Annotated in this window: 24 protein-coding genes and 1 riboswitch; of the genes, 12 read left to right on the forward strand and 12 right to left on the reverse strand. The window is 61.4% G+C overall.

The features are described from left to right. Window positions 1-9 precede the first annotated feature (9 nt). Window positions 10-1194 (forward strand): murein transglycosylase A, encoded by a 1185-nt coding sequence (locus LOY31_RS27110; RefSeq protein ID WP_258712484.1) that lies wholly within the window; start codon window positions 10-12, stop codon window positions 1192-1194. Window positions 1195-1363: 169 nt separating this feature from the next. On the opposite strand, the gene LOY31_RS27115 is transcribed toward LOY31_RS27110, so the two are convergent. Continuing rightward, the gene (locus tag LOY31_RS27115) at window positions 1364-1747 is read right to left on the reverse strand and encodes an MAPEG family protein (protein WP_007959694.1); all 384 of its coding nucleotides are present in this window, start codon (window positions 1745-1747) and stop codon (window positions 1364-1366) included. Window positions 1748-1784: 37 nt separating this feature from the next. Continuing rightward, complete coding sequence (locus tag LOY31_RS27120) at window positions 1785-2618, reverse strand: EamA family transporter (protein ID WP_258712485.1); 834 nt, start codon at window positions 2616-2618, stop codon at window positions 1785-1787. A 219-nt stretch (window positions 2619-2837) separates the two neighbouring features. Here LOY31_RS27120 and LOY31_RS27125 point away from each other — a divergent pair, with 219 nt between their 5' ends. Both LOY31_RS27125 and LOY31_RS27130 read left to right on the forward strand, forming a co-directional pair. Beyond that, window positions 2838-4007 (forward strand): MFS transporter, encoded by a 1170-nt coding sequence (locus LOY31_RS27125; RefSeq protein ID WP_007959692.1) that lies wholly within the window; start codon window positions 2838-2840, stop codon window positions 4005-4007. Window positions 4008-4112: 105 nt separating this feature from the next. After that, window positions 4113-5378, forward strand: a complete 1266-nt coding sequence (locus LOY31_RS27130; RefSeq protein ID WP_039767965.1) for a sodium:proton antiporter — start codon at window positions 4113-4115, stop codon at window positions 5376-5378. On the opposite strand, the gene LOY31_RS27135 is transcribed toward LOY31_RS27130, so the two are convergent. Together LOY31_RS27135 and LOY31_RS27140 are read right to left on the reverse strand one after the other, a co-directional pair. Next, entirely contained in the window at window positions 5379-6266 is an 888-nt protein-coding gene (locus LOY31_RS27135; RefSeq protein ID WP_258712486.1) for a formate/nitrite transporter family protein, read from the reverse strand. A gap of 73 nt (window positions 6267-6339) precedes the next feature. Then, entirely contained in the window at window positions 6340-6747 is a 408-nt protein-coding gene (locus LOY31_RS27140; protein ID WP_007959686.1) for an acyl-CoA thioesterase, read from the reverse strand. A 197-nt stretch (window positions 6748-6944) separates the two neighbouring features. Further along, window positions 6945-7043: riboswitch (S-adenosyl-L-homocysteine riboswitch) on the forward strand. A gap of 23 nt (window positions 7044-7066) precedes the next feature. On the opposite strand from LOY31_RS27140, the gene ahcY reads away from it, so the two are divergent. From ahcY to LOY31_RS27160, 4 genes are all read left to right on the forward strand, one after another. Further along, a complete protein-coding gene (gene ahcY, locus LOY31_RS27145; RefSeq protein ID WP_007959684.1) occupies window positions 7067-8476 on the forward strand; it encodes an adenosylhomocysteinase in 1410 nt (469 codons plus the stop codon). A 189-nt stretch (window positions 8477-8665) separates the two neighbouring features. Next, window positions 8666-9511, forward strand: coding sequence for a methylenetetrahydrofolate reductase [NAD(P)H] (gene metF / locus LOY31_RS27150; RefSeq protein ID WP_085608882.1), 846 nt, complete (start codon window positions 8666-8668; stop codon window positions 9509-9511). A 147-nt stretch (window positions 9512-9658) separates the two neighbouring features. Next, the gene (locus LOY31_RS27155; RefSeq protein ID WP_258712487.1) at window positions 9659-10471 is read left to right on the forward strand and encodes an ABC transporter substrate-binding protein; all 813 of its coding nucleotides are present in this window, start codon (window positions 9659-9661) and stop codon (window positions 10469-10471) included. Window positions 10472-10693: 222 nt separating this feature from the next. Beyond that, entirely contained in the window at window positions 10694-12562 is a 1869-nt protein-coding gene (locus LOY31_RS27160) for a DEAD/DEAH box helicase (RefSeq protein WP_221535403.1), read from the forward strand. Between the two features lie 140 nt (window positions 12563-12702). Here the strand turns inward: LOY31_RS27160 and LOY31_RS27165 are convergent, their stop codons facing one another. After that, on the reverse strand, window positions 12703-13281 hold the full coding sequence (locus LOY31_RS27165) for a YceI family protein (protein ID WP_045121911.1): 579 nt from the start codon (window positions 13279-13281) through the stop codon (window positions 12703-12705). A 32-nt stretch (window positions 13282-13313) separates the two neighbouring features. Further along, window positions 13314-13865 carry a cytochrome b gene (locus LOY31_RS27170; RefSeq protein ID WP_007959675.1) on the reverse strand — a complete coding sequence of 184 codons (552 nt, stop codon included), beginning with the start codon at window positions 13863-13865 and terminating at the stop codon, window positions 13314-13316. A 331-nt stretch (window positions 13866-14196) separates the two neighbouring features. Here LOY31_RS27170 and LOY31_RS27175 point away from each other — a divergent pair, with 331 nt between their 5' ends. Continuing rightward, window positions 14197-14697 (forward strand): hypothetical protein, encoded by a 501-nt coding sequence (locus LOY31_RS27175; protein WP_258712488.1) that lies wholly within the window; start codon window positions 14197-14199, stop codon window positions 14695-14697. Between the two features lie 388 nt (window positions 14698-15085). Here the strand turns inward: LOY31_RS27175 and LOY31_RS27180 are convergent, their stop codons facing one another. Beyond that, window positions 15086-16867 (reverse strand): flavin monoamine oxidase family protein, encoded by a 1782-nt coding sequence (locus LOY31_RS27180; RefSeq protein ID WP_258712489.1) that lies wholly within the window; start codon window positions 16865-16867, stop codon window positions 15086-15088. Window positions 16868-17090: 223 nt separating this feature from the next. Here LOY31_RS27180 and LOY31_RS27185 point away from each other — a divergent pair, with 223 nt between their 5' ends. Further along, entirely contained in the window at window positions 17091-18497 is a 1407-nt protein-coding gene (locus tag LOY31_RS27185) for an adenosylmethionine--8-amino-7-oxononanoate transaminase (RefSeq protein ID WP_258712490.1), read from the forward strand. Between the two features lie 153 nt (window positions 18498-18650). Continuing rightward, window positions 18651-19370, forward strand: coding sequence for a 16S rRNA (uracil(1498)-N(3))-methyltransferase (locus tag LOY31_RS27190; protein WP_258712491.1), 720 nt, complete (start codon window positions 18651-18653; stop codon window positions 19368-19370). A gap of 4 nt (window positions 19371-19374) precedes the next feature. Here the strand turns inward: LOY31_RS27190 and LOY31_RS27195 are convergent, their stop codons facing one another. Further along, window positions 19375-20277 (reverse strand): transporter substrate-binding domain-containing protein, encoded by a 903-nt coding sequence (locus LOY31_RS27195; RefSeq protein WP_221535399.1) that lies wholly within the window; start codon window positions 20275-20277, stop codon window positions 19375-19377. Between the two features lie 40 nt (window positions 20278-20317). Further along, the gene (locus tag LOY31_RS27200) at window positions 20318-21559 is read right to left on the reverse strand and encodes a D-amino acid dehydrogenase (RefSeq protein WP_258712492.1); all 1242 of its coding nucleotides are present in this window, start codon (window positions 21557-21559) and stop codon (window positions 20318-20320) included. Window positions 21560-21667: 108 nt separating this feature from the next. Between LOY31_RS27200 and LOY31_RS27205 the strand changes: the two genes are divergently transcribed. Next, a complete protein-coding gene (locus tag LOY31_RS27205) occupies window positions 21668-22630 on the forward strand; it encodes a LysR family transcriptional regulator (protein ID WP_258712493.1) in 963 nt (320 codons plus the stop codon). Window positions 22631-22673: 43 nt separating this feature from the next. Here LOY31_RS27205 and LOY31_RS27210 read toward each other — a convergent pair whose 3' ends face one another. Beyond that, window positions 22674-23291, reverse strand: coding sequence for a PAQR family membrane homeostasis protein TrhA (locus LOY31_RS27210; RefSeq protein ID WP_011336351.1), 618 nt, complete (start codon window positions 23289-23291; stop codon window positions 22674-22676). A gap of 142 nt (window positions 23292-23433) precedes the next feature. Between LOY31_RS27210 and LOY31_RS27215 the strand changes: the two genes are divergently transcribed. After that, window positions 23434-24351: a LysR substrate-binding domain-containing protein gene (locus tag LOY31_RS27215; RefSeq protein WP_074690186.1), complete on the forward strand. Its 918-nt coding sequence runs from the start codon at window positions 23434-23436 to the stop codon at window positions 24349-24351. A 117-nt stretch (window positions 24352-24468) separates the two neighbouring features. Here the strand turns inward: LOY31_RS27215 and madM are convergent, their stop codons facing one another. Together madM and madL are read right to left on the reverse strand one after the other, a co-directional pair. Next, window positions 24469-25233 carry a malonate transporter subunit MadM gene (gene madM / locus LOY31_RS27220; RefSeq protein WP_007953314.1) on the reverse strand — a complete coding sequence of 255 codons (765 nt, stop codon included), beginning with the start codon at window positions 25231-25233 and terminating at the stop codon, window positions 24469-24471. Between the two features lies 1 nt (window position 25234). Beyond that, window positions 25235-25651, reverse strand: a complete 417-nt coding sequence (gene madL / locus LOY31_RS27225; RefSeq protein WP_085608872.1) for a malonate transporter subunit MadL — start codon at window positions 25649-25651, stop codon at window positions 25235-25237. Window positions 25652-25712: the final 61 nt, after the last annotated feature.

Here is a 25712-nt window from a genome sequence, read left to right on the forward strand (position 1 = left end):
AAATTCTCCATGAACAGCCGTTTCAAGGCCTGGCGTCATCCGCTTATCGCGACCCTCCCGTTGCTGGCAATCCTCGCCGGCTGCACCGGTGGCGACAGCGCCAAGCCGAAAACCCACGCCCTGGCCACGTATTCCAGCGCCACCTGGGAAGCCCTGCCTGCGGTGTCCGATAGCGACCTGGTGGCCGGTTTCGGTTCGTGGCGCAGCGCCTGCACTCGGCTCAAGGCTGACCCGGTCTGGGGCGCGACCTGTGCGGCAGCCGCCAACGTGCCGCAAAGCGCCGGCGACATTCGCACGTTCCTCAAGCAGAACCTCGACGTCTTCGGCCTGCGCGCCGAGAACGACAACCCCAACGGTCTGATCACCGGCTATTACGAACCGGTCTACCCCGGCAGCCTGACGCAAACCGCCACCGCCAACGTGCCGGTGTATGGCGTGCCCGAAGACATGATCATTGTGTCGCTGGACAGCATTTACCCGGAACTGAAAGGCAAGCGCCTGCGCGGCCGCCTCGAAGGTCGTGTGCTGAAGCCTTACGATGACGCGGCGACCATCGAGAGCCAGGGCGTCAAGGCGCCGGTCGTGGCGTGGCTGACCGACCCGATGAACCTGCAATTTCTGCAGATTCAGGGTTCGGGGCGGATCCAGACCGATGACGGCCGGCAACTGCGTATCGCCTACGCCGACCAGAACGGTCACCCGTACCGGCCGATCGGCCGCTGGCTGGTGGAACAAGGCGAGCTGAAAAAAGAAGAAGTGACCATGGGAGCGATCAGCAACTGGGCCAAGGCCAACCCGTCGCGCATTCCGGAACTGCTGGCGAGCAACCCGAGCTACGTGTTCTTCACCCGCAACCCGGACAGCAACGAAGGCCCGCGCGGCTCGTTGAATGTGCCGCTGACCGCCGGTTACAGCGCGGCGGTGGATCGCAAGGTGATTCCGCTGGGCAGCCTGTTGTGGCTGTCGACCACCCGCCCGGACGGCACGGCACTGGTACGCCCGGTGGCTGCGCAAGACACCGGCGGCGCGATTGCCGGCGAAGTTCGTGCGGATCTGTTCTGGGGCACCGGCGATGCCGCCGGGCAACTGGCCGGCGACATGAAGCAGCAAGGGCAGATCTGGATGCTCTGGCCAAAAGGTGCGGCGTTGCCGCAAGTGCCCCAAGTCGCCGACACGGTGAAGGACAAACCTTAAGCGCCTCGGCGCTTGAGCTATCGCCTTCGCGGGCAAGTCGAATCGTCGCACCGCCGCTCCCACAGGTATCAATAGCGAGCACAAATCCTGTGTGCACCAGAGAACCCTGTGGGAGCGGGCTTGCTCCGGGCGGCGATCCGACGAAGAGGCAAGTAGCAGCGCTCAAGAATCAGACAGACACAAAGAAGAACGAAGCGATCAGCCCCATCCCGACAAACCACACCAGCGATCGCAGAATCGCCCAGTCCGCCAGATAGCAAATGATGTAGAGCAGGCGACTGGTGATGAACAGCACCGCCAGCACGTTGACCGTCACCAGCTCTGCCGTGCCGACCAGGTGCGCAACGATCACCGCCGCCGCAAACGCCGGCGTCACTTCAAAACTGTTCAGTTGCGCCGCATGGGCACGTCGCGCCACGCCGTTCAGGCTTTCGAGAAAATCCCGGGGATCGTGATTGTCGCTCAGCCGATACCCACCGACAGCCTTGGCCACGCCCGTGCACAGGTAGGGCAGAAAGATCGCAATCAAAACGCACCACAGAGCCACCGTCATAACGCCGTCCTTCTTCAGTTTTTAGAGTGTTGGCGGGTCAGAACTTCATCACCAGCATGCCGATCAGCACCAGCCCACAGGCTAAGAGCCGCGGCCGGCCGAAAGGTTCTTTCAGGTAACGCATGCCGAACAGCACCACCAGAATCACGCTGATTTCACGCAAAGCCGCCGCTTCGGCAATCGAGCCCAACTGCATCGCCCACAGCACCAGAGCGTAGCTGAACAACACGCAGAACCCGACCGCCAGTCCCAGCTTCCATTGCTCTCGCCAGAACAGCATGAACGCCGGACGCTTGGCCACCCACGCCAGCATCGGGAAAGGCCAGGCACTGAGCAGCGTGACCCAGACCAGGTAATCCAGCGGATGCGACCAGCGCCGCAAGGCCTGGCCATCGATGTAGGTGTAGCAACCGATGCACAAGCCGATCAGCGCCACCACCGGCAGCATCGACCACGGCAAGTGTTTCCCGCCGCCGCCCTGCCAGAGCAGGCAAGCCATGCCCAGCGGGATCAGCATGATCCCGAAGATCTGCTGGGTGGTCAGCACTTCGCCGGCGAAGATCAGGGTCAGCGCCAGCACCACCAGCGGCGACAGTCCGCGCATCAACGGATAGACCAGCCCCAGATCGCCGACCCGATAAGCCTGAATCAACAGATAACGATAGAGCAGCTCGAACGCCGCCGACGCCAGAATCCACGGCCAGATTTCCGGCGGTGGCAGGCTGATGAAAGGGAATGCCAGCGCGACGAACAACAGCGCCACGGTGTCCATGCAGGCCACCACCAGCAGCCGCTCGGCGCTGAACTTGATCAACGTATTCCACGCTGCGTGCAACAGCGCCGCCACCAACACCAGAGCTGTCGCCAGCACGTGCCACTCCTTGATTCTTGTTGTTGAGCCTGAGCCAATTAGTCAGATTATTGATTCGCGATGTGTCAGCAGCTGTTTATACTGCAAGCGACCACGCCGCACTCAGTTGCGCACAGATAAATTCCAATAATTCCTGCCTGCCCCGTTCTCGTCCGAGACCGGTCGCCGGCCTGCGTATGCCTGATCAAAGCGTCAAGACTACCGACAGAGACCTTGCGCATGCCACTCGCCTTGCTTGCACTCGCTGTTGCCGCTTTCGGCATCGGCACCACTGAATTCGTCATCATGGGTCTGCTGCCCGATGTCGCCCGCGACCTCGCAGTGAGCATTCCCCACGCCGGCCTGTTGATCACCGGCTACGCCCTGGGCGTGGTGTTCGGTGCGCCGATCCTGGCGATCGGCACCGCCAACATGCCGCGCAAGGCCACGCTGCTGGGCATGACGCTGATGTTCATCCTCGGCAACGTGCTGTGCGCACTGGCGCCGAACTACGCAACGCTGATGGCGGCGCGGGTGGTCACCGCGCTGTGCCACGGCGCGTTCTTCGGCATCGGTTCGGTGGTGGCCGCCGGGCTGGTCGCGCCGAACAAGCGGGCGCAGGCGATTGCGATGATGTTCACCGGCCTGACCCTGGCCAACGTCCTCGGCGTACCGCTGGGCACCGCGCTTGGCCAGTACGCCGGCTGGCGTTCGACCTTCTGGGCGGTTTCGGTGATTGGTGTGATCGCCGCCCTCGCCCAATGGCTGTGGTTGCCGAAACACATCCCGATGGACAAGGCCAACCTCGCCAGCGAATTCAAGGTGCTGGGCAAGGTCAACGTGTTGCTGGCGCTGGGCATGAGCGTGCTGGCTTCCACCAGCCTGTTCAGCGTGTTCACTTACATCGCGCCAATTCTGCAGGACATCACCGGCGTCAGCCCTCACGGCGTGACGGTGATGCTGCTGTTGTTCGGCGTCGGCCTGACCGGCGGTAGCATGCTCGGCGGGCGCCTGGCCGACAGCCGCCTGTTGCCTTCGCTGGTGGGTGTCGCACTGGCGGTGGTGGTGATTCTGGCGGCGTTCAGCCAGACCAGCCGCTCGGTGGTTCCGGCGGCGATCACGCTGGTGCTGTGGGGGATTTTTGCCTTCGCCCTGTGCCCGATCCTGCAACTGCTGATCATCGATCAGGCGCATGAAGCACCGAACCTCGGTTCTACCCTGAACCAGAGCGCGTTCAACCTCGGCAATGCCGCCGGCGCGTGGATCGGCGGATTGGTGGTAGCCAGCGGCGCGGACCTGGCGGACTTGCCGTGGACCGGCGCGCTGGTGGGCGTGCTGACCGTGCTGACGGCGCTGTTTTTCATCTACCTGCAACGTCGGGGTGTCGCTGCGGTCAATGTGTCCGGCTGATTTTCCCGGGGGACACAATTGTGTCCCCACCCGGCGTCAGCCCATCCAACCCTTGCGTCCATGAATGGGCGCGCTGTCTTTCACCCCCCATCCAAAGGACCCCGGATGCTTGAACTCGTCGCCGCTTTCATCTGCCTCACCACCCTCCTCACTTTCGTGAATTTCCGCTTCATCGGCCTGCCCCCGACCATCGGCGTGATGGTTACCGCACTGATGTTTTCCCTGTTGCTGCAAGGCCTGAGCCTGCTCGGTTACCCCGGCCTCGAAGAGCGTGTACAGCAACTGATCGGCCAGATCGACTTCGGCGATCTGCTGATGAACTGGATGCTGTCGTTCCTGCTGTTCGCCGGCGCCTTGCACGTCAACCTGAACGACCTGCGCAGCTACCGCTGGCCGATCGGCCTGCTGGCGACCTTCGGCGTACTGATCGCCACCGCCGTGATCGGCAGCCTCGCCTATTACATTTTTGCCCTGTTCGGCTGGCACGTGAGCTTCCTCTACTGCCTGTTGTTCGGCGCGCTGATTTCCCCGACCGACCCGATTGCGGTACTCGGCGTGCTGCGTACGGCCAACGCCTCGAAGCCGCTGAAGACCACCATCGTCGGCGAATCGCTGTTCAACGACGGCACCGCCGTGGTGGTGTTCACCGTGCTGCTGGGCATCGCGCAACTGGGTGAAACCCCGACCGTCGGCGCCACAGCCATGCTGTTTGCCCATGAAGCCATCGGCGGCGTGCTGTTCGGCGGGCTGATCGGTTATCTGGTGTACCTGATGATCAAGAGCATCGAGCAGCACCAGATCGAAGTCATGCTGACTTTGGCGCTGGTGATCGGTGGTTCAGCAATGGCCACCGAGCTGCACGTCTCGGCGCCGATTGCGATGGTGGTCGCCGGGCTGATCATCGGTAACCTCGGTCGCAACCTGGCGATGAACGACATGACGCGCAAATACCTGGACGGTTTCTGGGAATTGCTCGACGACATGCTCAACGCCTTGCTGTTCGCCCTGATCGGGATGGAGCTGTTGCTGCTGCCGTTCAACTGGTTGCACGTGGCGGCGGCAAGTCTGCTGGCGCTGGCGATTCTGCTGTCGCGGCTGCTCACCGTGGCCCCGGCCATCGTCTTGCTGCGGCGCTGGCGCACGGTGCCGCGCGGTACGATCCGGATCCTGACCTGGGGTGGTTTGCGCGGCGGTGTTTCGGTGGCATTGGCCTTGGCCTTGCCACTGGGCCCGGAGCGCGATCTGCTGCTGAGCATCACTTACATCGTGGTGCTGTCGTCGATCCTGTTGCAGGGCCTGACCATCGGCAAACTGGTCAAGCACGCAACCCGCGATGAGCCGGTGACCGCTGCCGAGCCCGCGCACCACTGATCATTTCTTGATCCGCTGCGGATCGGGCTTTTCGGCCTGATCCGCAGATTCCTTCGGCGCACCGCTTTCACTGCGGATCTGTGCATGACTGATCAGGGCAAAAATAAAACTGCCGCCGATGATGTTCCCCGCCAGGGTCGGCCCGGCAAACACCGCCCAGAAATCACTCCACGGCAACTCGCCGGCAAACACCAGATACGACACCTCCGCCGACCCCACCACGATGTGAGTGAAATCGCCCAGTGCCATCAGATAGGTGATGAGGATGATGATCCACATCTTCGCGCTTTCCATGGACGGGATCATCCAGACCATGGTGGCGATCATCCAGCCCGAGACGATGCCCTTGGCGAACATCTGACTCGCGTGGTTCTCCATGACCTTGCGGCCGATTTCGAGGAAGGCCTCGTCGGTTTTGCTGTCGAAAATCGGCAGTTCGAGCATCACGTACGCCACCAGAATCGTCCCGCACAGGTTGCCGAACAGCACCACCGTCCAGAGCCGGATCAGCCGGCCGAAATTGCGGATCGTCGGTTTGGTCATCACCGGCAGCACGGCGGTCAGGGTGTTTTCGGTGAACAGTTGCTGGCGGGCGAGGATCACTGCGAGAAAACCCGCGCAGTAGCCGAAGCTGGCAATCACCTTGAATTCGTCGCCCTCGGGCAGACGCGAGTTGAGCAGGCCCATGCCCATCAGCGACAGGCCCATCGTCAGCCCGGCCGCCAGTGCCGACCACCACAGTGCGGCGATGCTGCGCTCCAGTTCCTGGTCGCCCTGTTTGCGGATGATTTCATGCAGGACCGCCGCCCGGGGCGGCTGGTTTTTCTCGACTTCGTGTTGTTCCTTGGCCGAGAGGTCGGGGGTCTTGCCGTCTGTTGGGGTGGTCATGGCGGGAAACCGGTGGCGGGGTCATAAGGCTACGACACGCGCCGCTCGGCTTCCGTTCGCCAGGGTGGTGCGATTACTCGGTTACGGGTGTTTCATCCTTGAACTGGTCTTTGACGTACTTGATTTCGGTCCGCCCGTGCGGGGCCGGCAAGCCGTCTTCGCCGAGGTTGACGAAGACCATCTTCTCGACGGTCAGGATGCTCTTGCGGGTGATCTTGTTGCGCACTTCGCAGGTCAGGGTGATCGAGGTGCGGCCGAACTCGGTGGCGGTGATGCCCAGTTCGATGATGTCGCCCTGGCGCGAGGCGCTGACGAAGTTGATCTCGGAAATGTACTTGGTCACCACGCGCTGGTTGCCCAGTTGAACGATGGCGTAGATCGCCGCTTCTTCGTCGATCCAGCGCAGCAGGCTGCCGCCGAACAGGGTGCCGTTGGGGTTGAGGTCTTCGGGTTTTACCCACTTGCGGGTGTGGAAATTCATCTTCACTCCTGAGCGTCTTGCCGAATGATGGCGCCATCTTGGCAGACTGAGCGGTCATGCTCCATGAGGCTTCTACTATGGTCGCGATTGGCGATCTTCATCTGGCCGACAGAAACCCTTTGGAAGATCAGTCTAGACGGCTATAATCGCCCCCGTTTCAAAACGGTAACGTTCACTTGATACCGTTTTCCCGCCACCTGTCCGAGGGGCGCTGCAGCAGGTTCAACCTGTCAGGCTCGGATGGGGCGTTGACCGGCTCAGGCCGGACACTAAACGCACAACGGCGCCCATTCGCATACATTACGAATGGAGGCTCTTCATGAGCGCTGTTATCACGCCTGCAGATTTTAACGATTACAAAGTTGCCGACATGTCCCTGGCTGCCTGGGGCCGTCGCGAAACCATCATCGCCGAGTCGGAAATGCCGGCCCTGATGGGTCTGCGTCGCAAGTACGCTTCCGAGCAGCCTTTGAAAGGCGCAAAAATCCTCGGCTGCATCCACATGACCATTCAGACTGCCGTGCTGATCGAAACCCTGGTTGCCCTGGGTGCCGAAGTACGCTGGTCGTCCTGCAACATCTTCTCGACTCAGGACCAGGCCGCTGCTTCCATCGCTGCTGCCGGCATCCCGGTTTTCGCCTGGAAAGGCGAGACTGAAGAAGAGTACGAGTGGTGCCTGGAGCAAACCATCCTGAAGGATGGCCAGCCATGGGACGCCAACATGATCCTCGACGACGGCGGCGACCTGACCCAGCTGCTGCACGACAAGTACCCACAGGTTCTGGACCGCGTTCACGGCGTGACCGAAGAAACCACCACCGGCGTACACCGTCTGCTGGACATGCTGGCCAAGGGCGAGCTGAAAATCCCGGCCATCAACGTCAACGACTCGGTGACCAAGTCCAAGAACGACAACAAGTACGGCTGCCGTCACAGCCTGAACGATGCCATCAAGCGTGGTACCGACCACCTGCTCTCCGGCAAGCAAGCGCTGGTCATCGGCTACGGTGACGTGGGCAAGGGTTCGGCCCAGTCCCTGCGTCAGGAAGGCATGATCGTTAAAGTCTCCGAAGTCGACCCGATCTGCGCCATGCAAGCGTGCATGGACGGTTTCGAACTGGTTTCGCCGTTCATCGACGGTATCAACGACGGCACCGAAGCAAGCATCGACAAAGCGCTGCTGGGCAAGATCGACCTGATCGTGACCACCACCGGTAACGTCAACGTTTGCGACGCAAACATGCTCAAAGCCCTGAAGAAGCGCGCCGTTGTCTGCAACATCGGTCACTTCGACAACGAAATCGACACCGCTTTCATGCGCAAGAACTGGGCATGGGAAGAAGTGAAGCCACAGGTACACAAGATCCACCGTACCGGCCCGGGCGCTTTCGACGCTCAGAACGACGACTACCTGATCCTGCTGGCCGAAGGCCGCCTGGTGAACCTGGGCAACGCTACCGGTCACCCAAGCCGCATCATGGACGGTTCGTTCGCCAACCAGGTTCTGGCCCAGATCTTCCTGTTCGGCCAGAAGTACGCCGACCTGTCGCCAGCCCAGAAAGCCGAGCGCCTGACCGTTGAAGTACTGCCGAAGAAACTCGACGAAGAAGTGGCCCTGGAAATGGTTCGCGGCTTCGGCGGCGTGGTCACTCAACTGACCAAGCAACAGGCTGACTACATCGGCGTGACCGTCGAAGGCCCGTTCAAGCCGCACGCTTACCGCTACTAAGAGCAGCTGCGAGCTTCAAGCTTCAAGCGGCAAGCAAGGCCACAAGCCGAGCTTGCCGCGCGAAGCCCGAAAGCTCTGCCCCTATTTGTCAAAACAGTGTCAGGCCGCAAGCTTCAGGCACAAGAGACCAGCGCACCTCCGCTGCTCTTGCAGCTTGAAGCTTGCAGCTTGTAGCTGGAGGTCCCCTCCATGTCCCAAGACCGTCGCTACAGCTTCGAGTTCTTCCCGACCAAGACCGATGCTGGGCATGAAAAACTGCTCGCCACTGCCCGTCAGCTGGCCACTTACAACCCTGATTTCTTTTCCTGCACCTACGGCGCTGGCGGTTCGACCCGTGACCGCACGCTGAACACCGTGTTGCAGCTGGAAAGCGAAGTCAAAATCCCCGCCGCCCCGCACCTGTCGTGCGTCGGCGACAGCAAGGACGACCTGCGCGGCCTGCTGAACGAGTACAAGGCTGCCGGCATCAAGCGCATCGTCGCCCTGCGCGGTGACCTGCCATCCGGCATGGGCATGACCAGCGGCGAGCTGCGTCACGCCAATGAACTGGTTGAATTCATTCGTGAAGAAACCGGCAATCATTTCCACATCGAAGTTGCCGCTTACCCGGAGATGCATCCGCAAGCGCGCAATTACGAAGACGATCTCGCCAACTTCGTGCGCAAGGCCCGTGCCGGCGCCGACAGCGCGATCACCCAGTACTTCTTCAACGCCGACAGCTACTTCTACTTTGTCGACCGTTTGCAGGCGCTGGGCGTGGACATTCCGGTCGTGCCGGGGATCATGCCGATCACCAACTACAGCAAGCTCGCGCGCTTCTCCGATGCCTGCGGTGCGGAAATCCCGCGCTGGATCCGCAAGCAGCTGGAAGCCTACGGCGATGACAGCCAAAGCATTCAGCGCTTTGGCGAACAGGTCGTCAGCGAGATGTGCGAACGCCTGCTGCAAGGCGGCGCGCCTGGCCTGCACTTCTATTCCATGAACCAGGCCGAACCGAGCCTGGCGATCTGGAACAACCTGAAGCTGCCGCGCTAAAAAGACGTCACCGCAAGACCAGAAGATCGCAGCCGCGACAACGCCAACAGCGTTTTCGCCGCTGCGATCTTTTGCTTTTAACGCCCGAAACAGAGCTTCTACGGCCAGTTTCTGGCTCTTTGCCGTTTCTCGTCGTAATCTCAAGCCATGCCTTTGATCACGCAGTTATTCGCCGTGCTGGTTTTTGCTTGCCTGAGCTTTGCGGCTCGGGGCGAGAAGCTGCGTATCGTCACCGAACCGTGGGCGCCGTACGTCTATGAACAGGGCGGCAAGAACCTCGGTCTGGACTACGAAACCACCGCCATCGTGTTCAAGCGCCTGGGCATCGAAGTCGAATGGCAGTTCCTGCCGTGGAAACGCTGCCTGTCGATGCTCGAAACCGGCCAGGCCGACGGCGCACTGGACATCTTCCACAGCGACGAACGCGACGCCACCCTGCTCTACCCGAGCGAACCGCTGTCGGACGTCGAGTTCGTGATGTTCTATGCCAACGAGCGACCGCATCCTTTTCACAGCCTTGAAGACCTCAAGGGCCTGACGGTCGGCACCTCGCCGGGCTATCTGTACAGCCCGGACTTTCGCGAATCGACCCTGTTCACTCGGGAACCGGCACCGACCCACGAAGCCAACTTCGGCAAACTGGTGCGCGGGCGCATCGACCTGCTGATCACCGATCGCCGTGTGGGTCAGCATTTGCTCGATGAACTGGGCATTCGCGACAAGATCACGGAAAACCCCACGGTCATCAGCCGCCAGAGCCAGTTTCTGGCCGTGCGGCGCAATGCCGGGATGGATTTGCTGGTGCAGCGCTTCGGCGCGGAACTCAAGCGTTTCAAGCGCGAACCGGCCTATGCCGAGCTCAGCGCCCGCTACGGCGCGGCCCCCGCTCTGACGGCGCCGCTGGGCACCGCCACCGCCAGCGGCAAAACCGTTGAGCAGCAGGAAAGCGGCGCGCAGTGATTGCTCTGTTATACTCCGGCGTTCCCGCCAGGCTCACGCCCGGACGCCCGGAACCGTAACAGGCCTCCCGACCCGCTACAGCGCAGCTTTTCAGCCCGCGCGAGCGCTCCGGACGTGCCTTCGGAACTGCAGCAGGACCGGACGGGATTGCGTCCTCTTAAACGCCATTCGCGCCAGGCAAGACTCCCATTGGGCCAAGCCCTAACTGAAACAGGATTACTCATGTCCTTTGCTTCCCTCGGTCTCTCCGAGGCTTTGGTCCGCGCTATCGAAGATGCGGGCTATACCGAGCCTACTCCGGTGCAACAGCGGGCCATTCCCGCCGTGTTGCAAGGTCGCGACCTGATGGTTGCGGCACAGACAGGTACCGGTAAAACCGGCGGTTTCGCCCTTCCGATCCTGGAGCGGCTGTTCCCCAACGGCCACCCGGACAAATCCCAGCGTCACGGCCCGCGCCAGCCGCGCGTGCTGGTCCTGACCCCGACCCGCGAACTCGCGGCCCAGGTTCACGACAGCTTCAAGATCTACGCCCGCGACCTGAAATTCGTCAGTGCCTGCATCTTCGGCGGCGTCGGCATGAATCCACAGGTTCAGGCCATGTCCCGTGGCGTGGACGTCCTCGTTGCGTGCCCGGGTCGTCTGCTCGACCTGTGCGGCCAGGGCAGCGTCGATCTGTCCCACGTTGAAATCCTCGTGCTCGACGAAGCTGACCGCATGCTCGACATGGGCTTCGTCCATGACGTGAAGAAAGTCCTCGCGCGTCTGCCGGCCAAGCGTCAGAACCTGCTGTTCTCGGCGACCTTCTCCAAAGACATCACCGACCTTGCCGGCAAGCTGCTGCACAACCCGGAACGCATCGAAGTGACGCCGCCAAACACCACGGTCGAGCGCATCGAGCAACGCGTGTTCCGTCTGCCGGCCAGCCACAAACGTGCGCTGCTGGCCCACCTGATCACCGCCGGCGCGTGGGAACAGGTGCTGGTGTTCACCCGCACCAAGCACGGCGCCAACCGTCTGGCCGAGTACCTGGACAAGCACGGCCTGCCGGCTGTGGCGATCCACGGCAACAAGAGCCAGAACGCCCGCACCAAAGCCCTGGCCGACTTCAAGGCCGGTGAAGTGCGCATCCTGGTTGCCACCGACATCGCCGCCCGTGGCCTGGACATCGATCAGTTGCCACACGTGGTCAACTTCGAACTGCCGAACGTCGATGAAGACTACGTGCACCGTATCGGCCGTACCGGCCGTGCCGGTCGTTCGGGCGAGGCGATCTCGCTGGTCGCACCGGACGAAGAAAAACTGCTGAAAAGCATCGAGCGCATGACCAAGCAGAAAATCGCCGACGGCGACCTGATGGGCTTCGATGCCAGCACCATCGAGGCCGAGAAGCCGGAAGCCCGCGAACGTCCGGACATGCGCAACCCGCGCAATGCCCGTGGCCCACGCGGCGACGGCCCGAATGGCGGCGGCGGTGGCGGCGGTCGTAAAGACAAAGGCAAAGACAAGGGCAAGGAAAAACCGGCAGGTGAGCGTGGCGAGCGTCCAGCCCGTCAACAAAAGCCGCGTGAAGGCACTCCGGCCCGCGAACAGCGCCAGCCAAGCCAGCCGCCACGCGCCGCAGCTGACCGTGCTCCGGACGAGTTCCTCGACGACGATATCGATAACTTCGGTAACCGCGTTGATTACGTGCCGAAGCAGGCGCCGGCCGGAGGTCGCAACCGTCGCCCGGGCGCTCCGGCGCAAGGCGCAGGTTCGGGCGCACCACGCGGCGGTCAGCCACAAGGTCGCCAGAACGGCCCACGCAACAGCAACGGTTCGAGCACCGGCACTCCGCCAGGCAAGCGCAGCGGCCCACGCAACGGTGCCCCGCGTGACGGTCAGGGTCGTCGCGATGAGAACTCGCGCAACCGCCGCCCGGCCCGTGACGATCAGCAACGCGCTGAACCGGCCGTGCAGAACCCGCGCAGCAGCGGACCGAAGATCATGCACAAGGAGTCGAAAGCCGACCGCTTCCCGACGCCTGAGCAGCTGGATCAACTGCCAAGCCGCCCACGCGGTGAAAAACCGGCCTTGCTGACCCGCAATCGCTGAGTTTTCCACTGCAATGAAAAATGCCCCGGCCTGAAAACCGGGGCATTTTTTTTGCGCGCCGCCGAGACGAGAGTTACGGCAGGCCATAAAAAACGCCCCCGATCGCAAGACCGGGGGCGTTTTTGTGTGGCCGGCGAAAATTACTTCGCTTTCACACCTTCAAACGAAACGTACAGCTCGACCGCGTCGGACTTCGGACCCAGGTCTTTCTGCTTGCCGAAATCGGAACGCTTGATGGTGGTGGTGCCTTCGAAGCCGGCACGGTAGCCGCCCCATGGATCCTTGCCTTCGCCCAGGAAGGTCGCCTTCACGACCACTGGCTTGGTGACGCCCAGGATGGTCAGGTCGCCGGTCACGTCAGCGGTGTTGGCACCGGTGGACTTGACGCTGGTGGAGACGAAGGTCGCCTTGGCAAACTTGCTGGCGTTGAGGAAGTCAGCGCTGGCGATGTGCTTGTCGCGCTCGGCGTGGTTGGTGAACACGCTGGCGGTGTTCACGTTGAACTCGATCTTGCTGTCTTCAGGCTTGGCAGCGTCGAAGCTGAACTTGCCATCGATGTCCTTGAAGGTACCGGTGATGAAGCTGTAGCCCAGGTGGCTGATCTTGAAGTCGACGAAGGCGTGCTGGCCTTCTTTATCAACCACATAGTCAGCGGCCATCACGTTGGCGGACAGGACGGCAGAGCCGATTGCCAGAGCGGCCAGAGTCTTTTTCAACATGCTTTGTTTTCCTTTGGAGTCGAGGTTGAACATCAGGCTTTGCGTCCCAGCATTCGTGTCAGGGTCGCATCACGATCGATAAAGTGGTGCTTCAATGCTGCCAACGCATGAAGGCCGGAAAAAATTACCAGCGCCCATGCCAGCCAGAGATGAATCACACCGGCGGTATCTGCCTGATCCGGTAGTCCGGAAACCAGTGCAGGAACTTCAAACAGGCCAAACACCGGGATCCCGACACCGTCTGCGGTGGAAATCAGGTAACCGGCAATCATCACGGCGAACAGCGCAAGGTACAGAAACCCATGGCCGAATTTGGCGCCGATGCGGGTCATGCGGCTGTAGCTTTGCAGCGTTGGCGGTGGTGGGCTGACAAAGCGCCACAACACCCGCAACACCATCACACCCAGCAGCACCAGACCGATGCTCTTGTGCAGATCCGGCGCGTCTTTGCGCCAGGTGCTGTAGTAATCCAGCCCCACCATCCACAGACCCAGCGCGAACAGCCCGAAGACCACCAGCGCCACGCCCCAGTGCATGAAGATGCTGACCCAACCGTAGCGCGAAGAAGAGTTACGTAGCTGCATTGCCCAAATCCTGTGAGAACTGCGAACCAAGACTAGCGAGTTATCTATCGAATTAAAGCGGAAAATTTCGCTTTGAAATATCGAGAAATACGATCAAGAGTCTTGAACAGGGGAGTTAAGGAAAGATTAAAGACGATTTTGTGTCGCGATGTCAGGCGCAGGTTGCGCGAAATCTGCTGAGCTCGTAGGGGCCGCGCTCGGGGCAAGACCGTTTTCTCTGAAGGGGCAATGACAAGGAAAAAATTGTTTCAGCCAAGCAATATGTATAGCCACTTGTGTATTTCACCTTGATTGAATGGGTGCTCGATAACTCCTCTCAAAGGTGGAAAACATGGCTATTCGTTACATCCCATTTCAAGCAATTGGCTCATCCGTATTACCGCCCAATCAGACTATGTCGCCCGGACAGTTTCTGACATCCGAGAACGGACGATTCCGCTTGATATTGCAAGCCGACGGCAACTTGTTAATCAAGGATGGAGAGGCTGTAATCTGGATCGCAGATGCGCACCAAGCTCATAGCATTACTTTGCATCAGAAAAAAATGCGTGAGCCCCTGCAGTTTGTGATCAGCAATAACGGTTTTCTTTATGATGCTTCGAGAAAACGATTATGGATTGCCGAAAGTACACACAGCATCGACAAATCGCTTTGGTACAACACTTGTCTGGTCATTCAGAACGATGGAAATCTGGTGATTTATGACCAACGCACGGGAGGCGTGCGCTGGGCGCGCTTCGGCTTCGTTCCTGGCCGCCTCCCGAAGCCAAAACCAAGATGGCTGAGAAAACTGCCGGACGGGATAGAAGTTTATGAATGGACGTTTTCCTGAATGGTTTCTCCAACCGTGGCAAGAAAACCCGGCTTCAAGAACTTTTGAACAACGGTGGTGGATCGAGACAGTCGGGCTTATATGGATCTATCCGACACTTATGGGCCAACTCTGAATCATGGCCTTTAAGTACCAACCGACCATCCACACAGCCGGACAATGCTACCAACATAGCAATCAGAACCACTGCTTTCATATCGCCCTCCAAATTTATTGAAGAACATAGAATCAAGCTGAAGCGCCCTCAATCGCCTCTTTCCTGTATTTCTGTGGGAAGCATCCGATAGATCGACGATGTATGTAGGACTGTGGTGTCCTTCAAAAACCGGCCAAAGATTCAGATATAAAAAAACGCGGCCATTGAGCCGCGTTTTTTTAAGCCTGAAGGTTACTGAGCCTTCGTCTCGGTGGTTGCCGCCGGTTTGGCCGCTGACTTCTTCGCCGGTTCAGCTTTTTTCGCCGCAGGTTTCGCTGCAGGTTTTTTCGCTTCGGTCTTGGTCGCCGGTTTCTTCGCTGCTGGTTTGGCAGCCGCTTTCTTGGCTGGCTCGGCTTTTACCGGAGTCGCTGGCTTCGGTGCTTCCACCGGGGCTGGCGCAGGGGCCGGGGTCGGTGCAGGCGCTGGGGCGGCTGGAGCAGGCGCCGGCTCTGGCGCTTTTACTGGCTCTGGTTTCTTGTCGTCGTCCGAACCGCCGAACAGGTTGGTGAAGAAGTTGCCTTTCTTCGCCGCCACGGCTGCACCCGCTGCACCTGCCGCTGCGGCGGTGGCTGCTGCCGGGCCGACTTTGGCCGGTTCGAAGGATTTGCCCGCCGCCAGGTCTTCAACCTGACTGGCCGCACGCTGGCCGGTGCGCAGTGCGCCTTCCAGGGTGCCCGGGTACAAGGTGTCGGTGTGTTCGCCGGCAAACGCTATGCGTTGCAGCGGACGCTCCCACAGACGCCAGTATTTGCTGATCTGGCCAGGGCCGAAGGCGAGGTAAGAACCGCCGGTCGATGGATCGGTGCTGTAGCGACGGATTTCATAGCCGGTGAACGAGCCACGGGCCTGTGGATAAAACGCGTGCAGACGAATCAGCACCTGATCGACCATCTGCTTGTCGCCGAAGGCCTGCATGACGCGGGCGTTGTCGCCGGACAGGTTGATCACCACGTTCGCGCCGCCCTTCAGGGCTGGCTCGATCCACAACATGCCAAGACCGGTGTTGCTGTAGATCTCGCCGGACATCCGCGCCTTGCTTTCCCACACAGGCGTCTTGAACTTCAGCATGATCTGGTCGCGCCAGCCATAGTTGGTGCCCTTGATCGCAGCCAGGTGCTGGGCATCCAGCGCCGGGGTCAGCTGAATCTTGTTGAGGGCGCGCAATGGCACCGCCAGCACGACGTAGTCTGCCGAATAGCCCACGCTGCCGACCTTGACGGTCACGCCGTCCTTGTCCTGGGTGATGGCGGACACCGGCGAATCGGTCTTGATGGTTTTCAGCTGTTTGACGAAGGCCTGGGCCAGCACCGGGCTGCCACCGACCAGTCGCGAAGCGCGCAGGTCACGGTCGGACACGCCGCGATACACCCGGCTCTGCTGCGCGAAGTACAGCAGCGACAGGCGCGAAGGCTCGTCGTAGTGGGTGCGGATGTCCTGGTTGATCAGCTGACGCGCGGTGGCCGGCAGGTTCTGCTTGTCGAGCCAGCTCGAAACGTTGATCTGGTCCAGGGCGTGCAGGGTGTTGGTCGCGGCCGGGTTCTGCGGGTCGTCGATCGAACGCGCCAGATCGTCACGGGTTTTCTCGTAGCGCTTCAGCGCTTCGGCCGTAGCAGGCTGTTTGGTGGTCAGGTCGGCGGCGGAGAAATACTCGCCGTCGATCAGGTAACCCGGAGTCCGTACGAATTCAGGCGCTGGCGTGGTGTTCAACTTGAAGGTCGATACGTACTTGTTCAGCACCGGTTGAGTTTTGTCGTTGCCGATCCACTCGCTGGTGGCCATGCCCGAGCGACCGCCCAGGCTCGGCTTGGCTTCCAGCAGTGTGACCTGCCAGCCCTTGTTCTGCAGTTCGTAAGCCGCCGTCAGGCCCGACAGGCCGCCGCCGATCACGATTGCGGTTTTATCCTTGGCCAGCGCCGTAACGCTAAACAGCCCCAACACCACTAGCGCACAGGCGCGCAGCCAACCGACAGACATTCAGCGAACTCCGGAAAAACACGTAGGAAAATGCAGTTTTGCGGGTCAGACGACCCAAAGAACCGCGAAGAATACGTCAGCCATCAAAACGCCGCCAGCGACGTCTATCGGCCCATACAAAGTAGCTCAATCGACACAATGGGTTGTCCCGGCGCGACGCATTGCATAGGCTTGCGCGATTGTTTGCCCGCGCCTGACGCGAGCCGCCTCGAGGAGACTGAACATGGGCCTGAACAACCAGTGGATGCAACGCGATCTCGCGGTGCTGTGGCATCCCTGCACCCAGATGAAAGACCACGAACAGCTGCCGCTGATCCCGATCAAGCGCGGTGAAGGCGTCTGGCTGGAAGACTTCGAAGGCAAGCGTTATCTGGACGCGGTCAGCTCCTGGTGGGTCAACGTGTTCGGCCATGCCAACCCTCGCATCAACCAGCGCATCAAGGATCAGGTCGATCAGCTGGAACACGTGATTCTGGCCGGCTTCAGCCATCAGCCGGTGATCGAGCTGTCCGAGCGTCTGGTGAAGATGACGCCGGAAGGCCTGAACCGGGTGTTCTACGCCGATAACGGTTCGTCCTGCATCGAAGTCGCGCTGAAAATGAGCTTTCACTACTGGCTCAACCGCGGCCAGCCGAACAAGAAGCGCTTCGTCACCCTGACCAACAGCTACCACGGCGAGACCATGGCGGCGATGTCGGTCGGTGACGTGCCGCTGTTCACCGAAACCTATAAAGCCCTGCTGATGGACACCATCAAGGTGCCGAGCCCGGATTGCTACCTGCGCCCGCAGGGCATGAGCTGGGAAGAACACTCGCGCAACATGTTCGCGGCGATGGAGCAGACCCTGGCCGAGAACCACGAGAGCGTCGCGGCCGTGATCGTCGAGCCGCTTATCCAGGGCGCCGGCGGCATGCGCATGTACCACCCGGTCTATCTCAAGCTGCTGCGCGAGGCCTGCGACCGTTACGGCGTGCACCTGATTCACGACGAAATCGCCGTCGGCTTCGGCCGCACCGGGACGATGTTCGCCTGCGAACAGGCCGGCATCCGTCCGGACTTCCTGTGCCTGTCGAAAGCCCTGACCGGCGGTTATCTGCCGTTGGCCGCGTGCCTGACCACCGACGAGGTGTACAGCGCGTTCTACGACGATTACCCGACCCTGCGCGCCTTCCTGCATTCGCACAGCTACACCGGCAACCCGCTGGCATGTGCGGCGGCGTTGGCGACCCTGGATATTTTCGAGCAGGACAACGTGATCGAAAACAACCGGGCGCTGGCCCAGCGCATGACTTCAGCCACGGCGCATCTGGTGGATCATCCGAATGTTTCGGAAGTGCGTCAGACCGGCATGGTGCTGGCGATCGAGATGGTCAAGGACAAGGCATCGAAAGAAGCCTATCCGTGGCAGGAACGTCGCGGTCTGAAGGTGTTCCAGCATGCGCTGGAGCGTGGCGCGTTGCTGCGTCCGCTGGGCAGCGTGGTGTATTTCCTGCCGCCGTACGTGATCACCCCGGAGCAGATCGACTTCCTAGCCGAAGTCGCCAGCGAAGGCATCGACATTGCCACTCGTGACAGCGTCAGCTTGGCGGTGCCGAAGGATTTCCATCCCGGGTTCCGTGATCCGGGCTGATTCGGCTTACTTCACTCGTTCCCACGTCGAGGCGTCGAACCGTCTGCGTGGGAATGCAGCCCGGGACGCTCCGCGTCCCAAAAGCGGACGCAGAGCGTCCAACGAGGCATTCCCACGCAGAGCGTGGGAACGATCTACTTAAAGAGAACCACCATGAGACTGTCCCGCTTCTTTATCGACGCCCCGCTCAGCACCGGCGAACACGAACTGCCGGAAGCCCAGGCGCATTACATCAGCCGCGTGCTGCGCATGGCCGAGGGCGATGCGGTGCAGATGTTCAACGGTTCCGGCCACGAGTTTCGCGGATCGCTGGTGGAAGTCGGCAAGAAACGCGTGGTGGTGCAGATCGACGAGCAGTTCGCCGGTCAAATCGAATCACCGCTGCAAATCCACCTCGGCCAGGGCCTGTCCCGGGGCGAGCGGATGGACTGGGCAATCCAGAAAGCCACCGAACTGGGCGTGACCGAAATCACCCCGATCTTCAGCGAGCGCTGCGAAGTCCGCCTCAAGGATGAACGCGCCGACAAACGCCTGCTGCACTGGCGACAGGTGGCGATCAGCGCTTGCGAGCAATGCGGTCGTTCGCGAGTACCGGTGATTCATCCACCGGTGCTGCTGGCCGACTGGCTGAAGCAGACCGAAGCCGAACTGAAACTGGTCCTGCACCCAGTGGCCGAGCCGCTGGTCAGCCATGCCAAACCATCGACCCTGGCGTTCCTGATCGGCCCGGAAGGCGGCTTGTCCGACGCCGAAGTCGAGCAAGCCAAGGCCAACGACTTCCACGCCGCCCGCCTCGGCCCGCGCGTGCTGCGCACCGAGACCGCGCCGGTTGTGGCACTGGCGGTGGCGCAGCAACTGTGGGGTGATTTCTAACACGTCACTGCACCGGATCACTGATCGGTCTGGCGATGATTGCCTTGAGTTCGCTGGTCATCGGGAACTCAAGGTTCAGTCCCTTCGGCGGGATCGGTTGTTCGAACCACCTGCGGTAGATCCCGTTGATCTCCCCCGAGCTGTACAGGTCGGCCAACACACCGTTGACCAGCGCGAGGAACTGCGGATCATCCTTGCGCACCATGCAGCTGTAGATTTCCCGCGATTGCTCCTCTCCCACCACGACCCAATTATGCGGATCGCGCGCCTTGGCCCGCTCGCCGTAAAGCAGCGCATCGTCCATGTAAAACGCCGCCGCACGCCCTGATTGCAGCATCTGGAATGCCTCGCCGTGATCCTTGGCGCTGATGACGAACATGTTCAGTTTATGGTCGAGGTTGTAGTTCTTCAGATAGCGCTCGTTGGTGGTGCCGGCGGTGGTCACCACGTTCTTGCCGCGCAGGTCATCGAAGCTGTGGATGCCGCTGTCCTTGGCGGTCAGCAACTGCCCTTTGACGTAGATGAAACCGTAGGAGAACGCGACCTGCTTCTGCCGTTCGGCCGTCACCCCGGTAGAGCCGCATTCAAGGTCGACCGTGCCGTTCTGCACCAGCGGAATCCGCGTCTGCGACGTCACCAGGTTGTACTTCACCTTCAGCTCCGGCAACGCCAGTTGCTGCTTGATGCGCTCGACGATCTTGTCCGCCAGTTCCACCGAATACCCCATCGGCTGACCGGTGTGATCGCCCACATACGAGAACGGCACCGACGCATCGCGATAACCCAGGGTGATGCTGTTGGCGCTGGCGATCTTGCCGAGCGTACCGGTCAACGGCACTTCATTGGCCTGAGCCTGAGCGCCGAAAACCAGCGCCAGTGTGCAGCCGAGCAACGTGATTTTTTGCATTGTTATTCTCCGTTGTGGGTGGGTGTTTTAGCAGAAACCGTCACGCTGCACGGGGATTGAACCCGTGCAGATCAATGGATGTGCGCTGCTCGCCGATCAGTTCGCTGAGCAACTGCCCGCTGCCGCAGGCCAGGGTGAAACCCAGCGCACCGTGGCCGAGGTTGAGCCACAGGTTGCGATACGCCGTGGCGCCCAACAGCGGAACGCCGGTGGGGGTGGCCGGGCGCATGCCGGCCCATTCGACGGCCGCATCGTAGTTGCCGGCGTCGGGAAAGGTGTCGCGGGCCTGGCGCTTGATCAGCGCCAGTCGCTCGGGATCCACCGCCGGGTCGAAACCGACGATGTCGACCATTGCCGCCACGCGCAGTTGTTCGCCGATGCGCGCGTAGACGATCTTGCGGTCGTAGTCGGTGATGCTCACGTCTGGCGCCCGATGCTCGCTGCCGATCGGCACGGTCAGGCTGTAGCCCTTCAGCGGATACAGCGGCAGGCGCAGGCCGGGCAGCGCCAGCAACGGGCTGCGATGGCCGGCGGCGATCACCAGTTGTTCGACCGACAGGGTTTCGTCGCCAAGCTCAATCGCCGTGACCGCGCCGTGGCTGTGACGAATGCCGGTAACCGCCTGACCGAGACGAAACTCGCAACGGCCCGACGCCTTCAAGCGCGCCGCCAACTGTTGGCAGAAGCCGTGACAATCGCCGACTTCTTCATCCGGCGTGTAGATCGCGCCTACAAACGGCGCTTCGCTCAGTGCCGGTTCCAGTTGCGCACATTCGGTGGCCGACAACACCTGTTGTTGCTGCGGATCGGCCAGGCCTTTGCGTGCATGCTCGAAGCTGGCGGCGTTGCGGAAGGTCACCAGTTTGCCGTTGCGTCGCCAGTTGAAACCGGTGAGCCCGTCGTCCTCGCGCCAGCGTTTCAGCGTGCTCTGGCTGAACAACGCCAGACGCAATAGATGCGCGGCGTTTTCGCGGTTGACCGAGGTGCGGCACGCGGCGAGAAACGAGGCCATCCAGAGCCATTGCGCCGGGTCCAGGCGCGGGCGCAGCTTGAGCGGTGAATCGCCGCGCAGCATCCAGCCGATCGCCTGCAACGGCACGCCGGCATCGGCCAGCGGCGCAACGTAGCGGTAGGACAACTGGCCGCCGTTGGCGAAACTGGTTTCGCTGCCCAGCGCCCGCCGCGCCTCGACCACTGTCACTTCGAAACCGTCGCGCACCAGCGCCCAGGCCGTTGCCAACCCGATCACGCCGCCGCCGATGATGCACACACGCTGAGCCATGTCCGTCCTTAATCGTTCTTGAACACGAGGCCGAGGTTAGGGTGAGGTGACAGGCGCCGAACAATGAATAAAGATGCCAAACCTATAAACAAAGGTTATGGGATCGTCATGCGCCTTCGTCATATCGAGATTTTCCAGGCCATTCGCCAGACCGGTTCGGTCAGCGCCGCTGCGCAGTTGCTGCACGTCTCGCAACCGGCGGTGACCAAGGTGCTGCAACACGCCGAGCAGCAATTGGGCTTTCCATTGTTTCTGCGGGTGCGCGGCAAGTTGCAGGCGACCCCGGAAGCGCTGGAGCTGGAACGCGAAGTGGACAAGGTCACCGAAAGCCTGCAAGGCGTGCGGCGTCTGGCCCAGAGCCTGCGCCGAGAACCCGGCCACAGCCTGCGGATCGGCGCGACCCCTGCGCTGGCGCTGTCGTTGCTGCCGCCGGCGATCCAGCAGTGGACGACGCAATTTCCGGACATCGCCTGCGAACTGTCGAGCGCCCACAGCCGCGAGCTGATGCAGAACCTGCTGATGCGCGAAGTGGACGTGGCCCTGACGTTGCAGTTGCCGGATCATCCGGGGCTGAAGGCCCGGGCTTTGGCCTCAGGGGTGCTGGTGGCGCTGGCGCCGAAAGGTTACTGGCCGGAGAAAGACTCCGGTCAGCCGTTGCCACTGATGGCACTGGCCGGGGCGCCGCTGATCGGGTTGTCCAGCGCCGATCCACTGGCCGCCCGGCTCGACAGTTATCTGGAAGCCGTCGAGCCGCCGCCTCGGGTGCGGATTGCCGTGCAGACGTATTCGCTGGCGCGGGCGATGGTGGAGTCTGGCGCCGGAGTGGCGGTGATCGACCCGTTCACCGCCCTCGGTGCCTCATCGGCCACCACCACTATCCGCCCTCTCGCCCCGCCGCTGCCGATCACGCTGTACGCGGTGACTCGTGCCACCGAACCACCGCCACATACCCTCGGCGACCTGTTGCAGATATTCAGCAGCCGCGCACAGATACAACTGCAAACCTTGGTCCCCTGTGGAAGCGAGCTTGCTCGCGATAGCGGTGTAACAGTCAACAAAGATGCCGATTGAAATGACGCCTTCGCGAGCAAGCTCGCTCCCACAGGATTTGCGATTAAAGGACGTAAAACAGAATCGCCACAAAGTGCAGCAGGCTCCCGGCGATCACGAACAGATGCCAGATCCCGTGGGCATGTCGCAACCGGTGATCAAGGGCAAAGAAGATGATCCCCACGGTGTACAGCACGCCACCCGACGCCAGCCAGGCAAACCCCGCCGTCCCGAGCGCTGCTATCAGCGGCTTGACCGCCACCAGCACGATCCAGCCCATCACCGCGTAGATCACGATCGACAGGATCCGCGCCTCCGAGCGCGGCTTGATCTCTTGCAGGATGCCGATCAACGCCAGCCCCCAGACAATCCCGAACAGCGTCCAGCCCCACGGCCCGCGCAGCGTCACCAGACAGAACGGCGTGTAACTGCCGGCGATCAGCAGGTAGATCGAAAAGTGATCGACCTTCTTCATGATCGCTTTCTTGCGCCCGCGCACGCTGTGGTAAACGGTGGACGCGCTGTAGAGCACCAGCAAGGTGAAGGCGTAAATCGCCACGCTGACAATCTTCCACGGGCTGCCGTCGAGGCTGGCAATCACCAGCATCCAGACGCCCCCGACAAACGCCGCTACCGCCCCGACCAGATGCGTCCAGGCGTTCAGTTTTTCTCCGTGATACATGTGTCGCACACCTCGATTTCATTTACCGCAGCGCGCAAGGCTCGGGCCTTGAGCGTAAAAGCGCAATGTTTCCGTTCAACGCGGGCCTGCACCTGCCCTGATATTTGGGCACAATCGACCGATACCAAGAAGAGTCCGCGCCATGCTGATCGACGAAGAATTGACCCTGAAGAAACTCGAGGTGTTCCTCGCCTTCATGCGTACCGGCAACCTCGCCCGCGCCGCCGCCGAGTTGCAGACCAGCAACGTCAGCGTGCACCGCGCGATCCATTCGCTGGAAAGCGCCCTGCGCTGCCCGTTGTTCAAACACGAAGGACGCAACCTGACGCCGCTGGAGAGTGCCTACGTGCTCGAAGAGCGGGCGCAGAAACTGATTCAGGACGTGGTCGAAAGCGTGCGCCTGACCCGCGAAGCCGCCGGGTTCTCGGCCGAGCGCTTCAAGCTAGGCTCGCTGTATTCGCTGACGGTGAAAACCGTGCCGCAGCTGATCATGGGTTTGAAGATCCGCCGCAGCGAACTCAACATCGACCTGATCCTCGGCTCGAACATCGACCTGCTCTACAAGCTGAAGAACATGGAAGTCGACGCGATCCTGGTGTCGCTGGACGACACCGTCAACGACCCGGACTGCGAACAGATTCCGCTGTTTTCCGACGACATCTTCCTCGCCACCCCGGCCGATTCCCGCTTCGCCCAACGCAGCGAAGTGGATCTGGCGGAGGTGCGCGACGAAACCTTCATCACCCTCACCCAAGGCTTCGCCACCCATCAGGACGGCATTCGGGTGTTCAGGCAGGCGGGATTCGAGCCGAAGGTGGCGATGCAGGTCAACGACATCTTCACCCTGCTGAGCATGGTCAGCTCCGGGGTCGGTTATGCGTTGCTGCCGGGGAGGATTGCGGCGGTGTACGAGAACCGGGTGAAGCTGATTCCGTTGCAGGAGAAGTACCGGTTGCAGCAGCACATCGGGGTGGTGTTTTTGAAGGCAAAAGAGCGGGATCCGAATTTGCTGGCATTGCTGGCGGAGTGCCGGATGTATGCCAATCGCCAGACCACCTAACGATCGTTCCCACGCTCTGCGTGGGAATGCCTCAATGGACGCTCTGCGTCCGCTTTTGGGACGCAGAGCGTCCCGGGCTGCATTCCCACGCAGAGCGTGGGAACGATCAACGATCTGTTAGCCAACGATTCCGCGAACAATGAAGAACAGCAGCGATGGACCCAGCAAGCACCCAAGCCCGGTGTGGAAGGTCGCGGTCAAAGCGCCATAAGGCACCAACCGCCGATCCGTCGCCGCCAGCCCCGCCGTCACACCACTTACCGTACCGGCCAGCCCGCCGAACACCATCGCCGAGCGCGGGTTATCCAGGCCCATCCAACGCGCCGCCACCGGCGTGCCGACCATCACCAGAATCGCCTTGATCAACCCGGTGGCAATCGACAACGCCATCACATCCGACGTCGCGCCAATCGCCGCACCCGTCACCGGCCCGACAATGTAAGTCACCGCACCCGCGCCGATGGTAGTCATGCTCACCGCATCGCGATAACCGAACGCGTAGGCCATGCACGCGCCGACAATGAACGGCAGGATCGTGCCCAGCAGCAGCGCAATCACGCCGATCATCCCGGCCTTCTTCGCCTCGGTCGCCTGCACCTCAAACGCCGTGGCAACGATCGCAAAGTCCCGCAGCATCGCGCCGCCCATCAGCCCGATGCCGGAGAACAGCGTCAGGTCCGCCAGGCCCTTCTGCCCGCCCGTCATCGTGCCGCCGACCCAGGCCAGCACCAGGCCGATGACGATGGCAATCGCCGAGCCGTGAATCCGCCCGAAGGTCAGGCGTTTGGAGAGGATCACCGAGACCCACATGATCACGCCGACGAAGGCGAACGCGGTGATCAGACCGTTGTGTTCCAGACCTTTTTCAATGAGATCCCACATATCAGCGACCTCCTACCGGTGTGCCGACCGGGGAGATTTCCGCCGGTTCGTCGGGCAAAGGCTCGCCCTTGTGGGTGCGGCTGATCAGGGCAATCGTGCAGCCACAGACCACCACCGAACCGATCGCCGCCAGCACCGCCACCGGGCCGCCGTGCAGGGCGGTGACGACGTTCTGTTGCGCGGCCATCGCCACCACCACGGGAATGTACATGGCGCCCCAGAAGCCGACGCCCATCTCGCACTCCTTGGTCATGCCGCCGCGCTTCTGCATCCACAACCGCGCGCAGATCAACAGGATCATGGCGATGCCGACCCCGCCGACGTTGGATTTGACCCCCAGCAGCACGCCGAGCAGGTCACCCATGATCACCCCTGACAGCGTACAGATCGCCAGCAGCGCCACACCGTAAATAATCATTGTTGTAGTCCTCAAAGTGCATCGTCGAATGTTGTTTTTGTTGTTCGAAGCCTGAGTCGGT

The sequence above is a fragment of the Pseudomonas sp. B21-021 genome (assembly GCF_024749205.1).
GTDB lineage: Bacteria > Pseudomonadota > Gammaproteobacteria > Pseudomonadales > Pseudomonadaceae > Aquipseudomonas > Aquipseudomonas paraglycinae.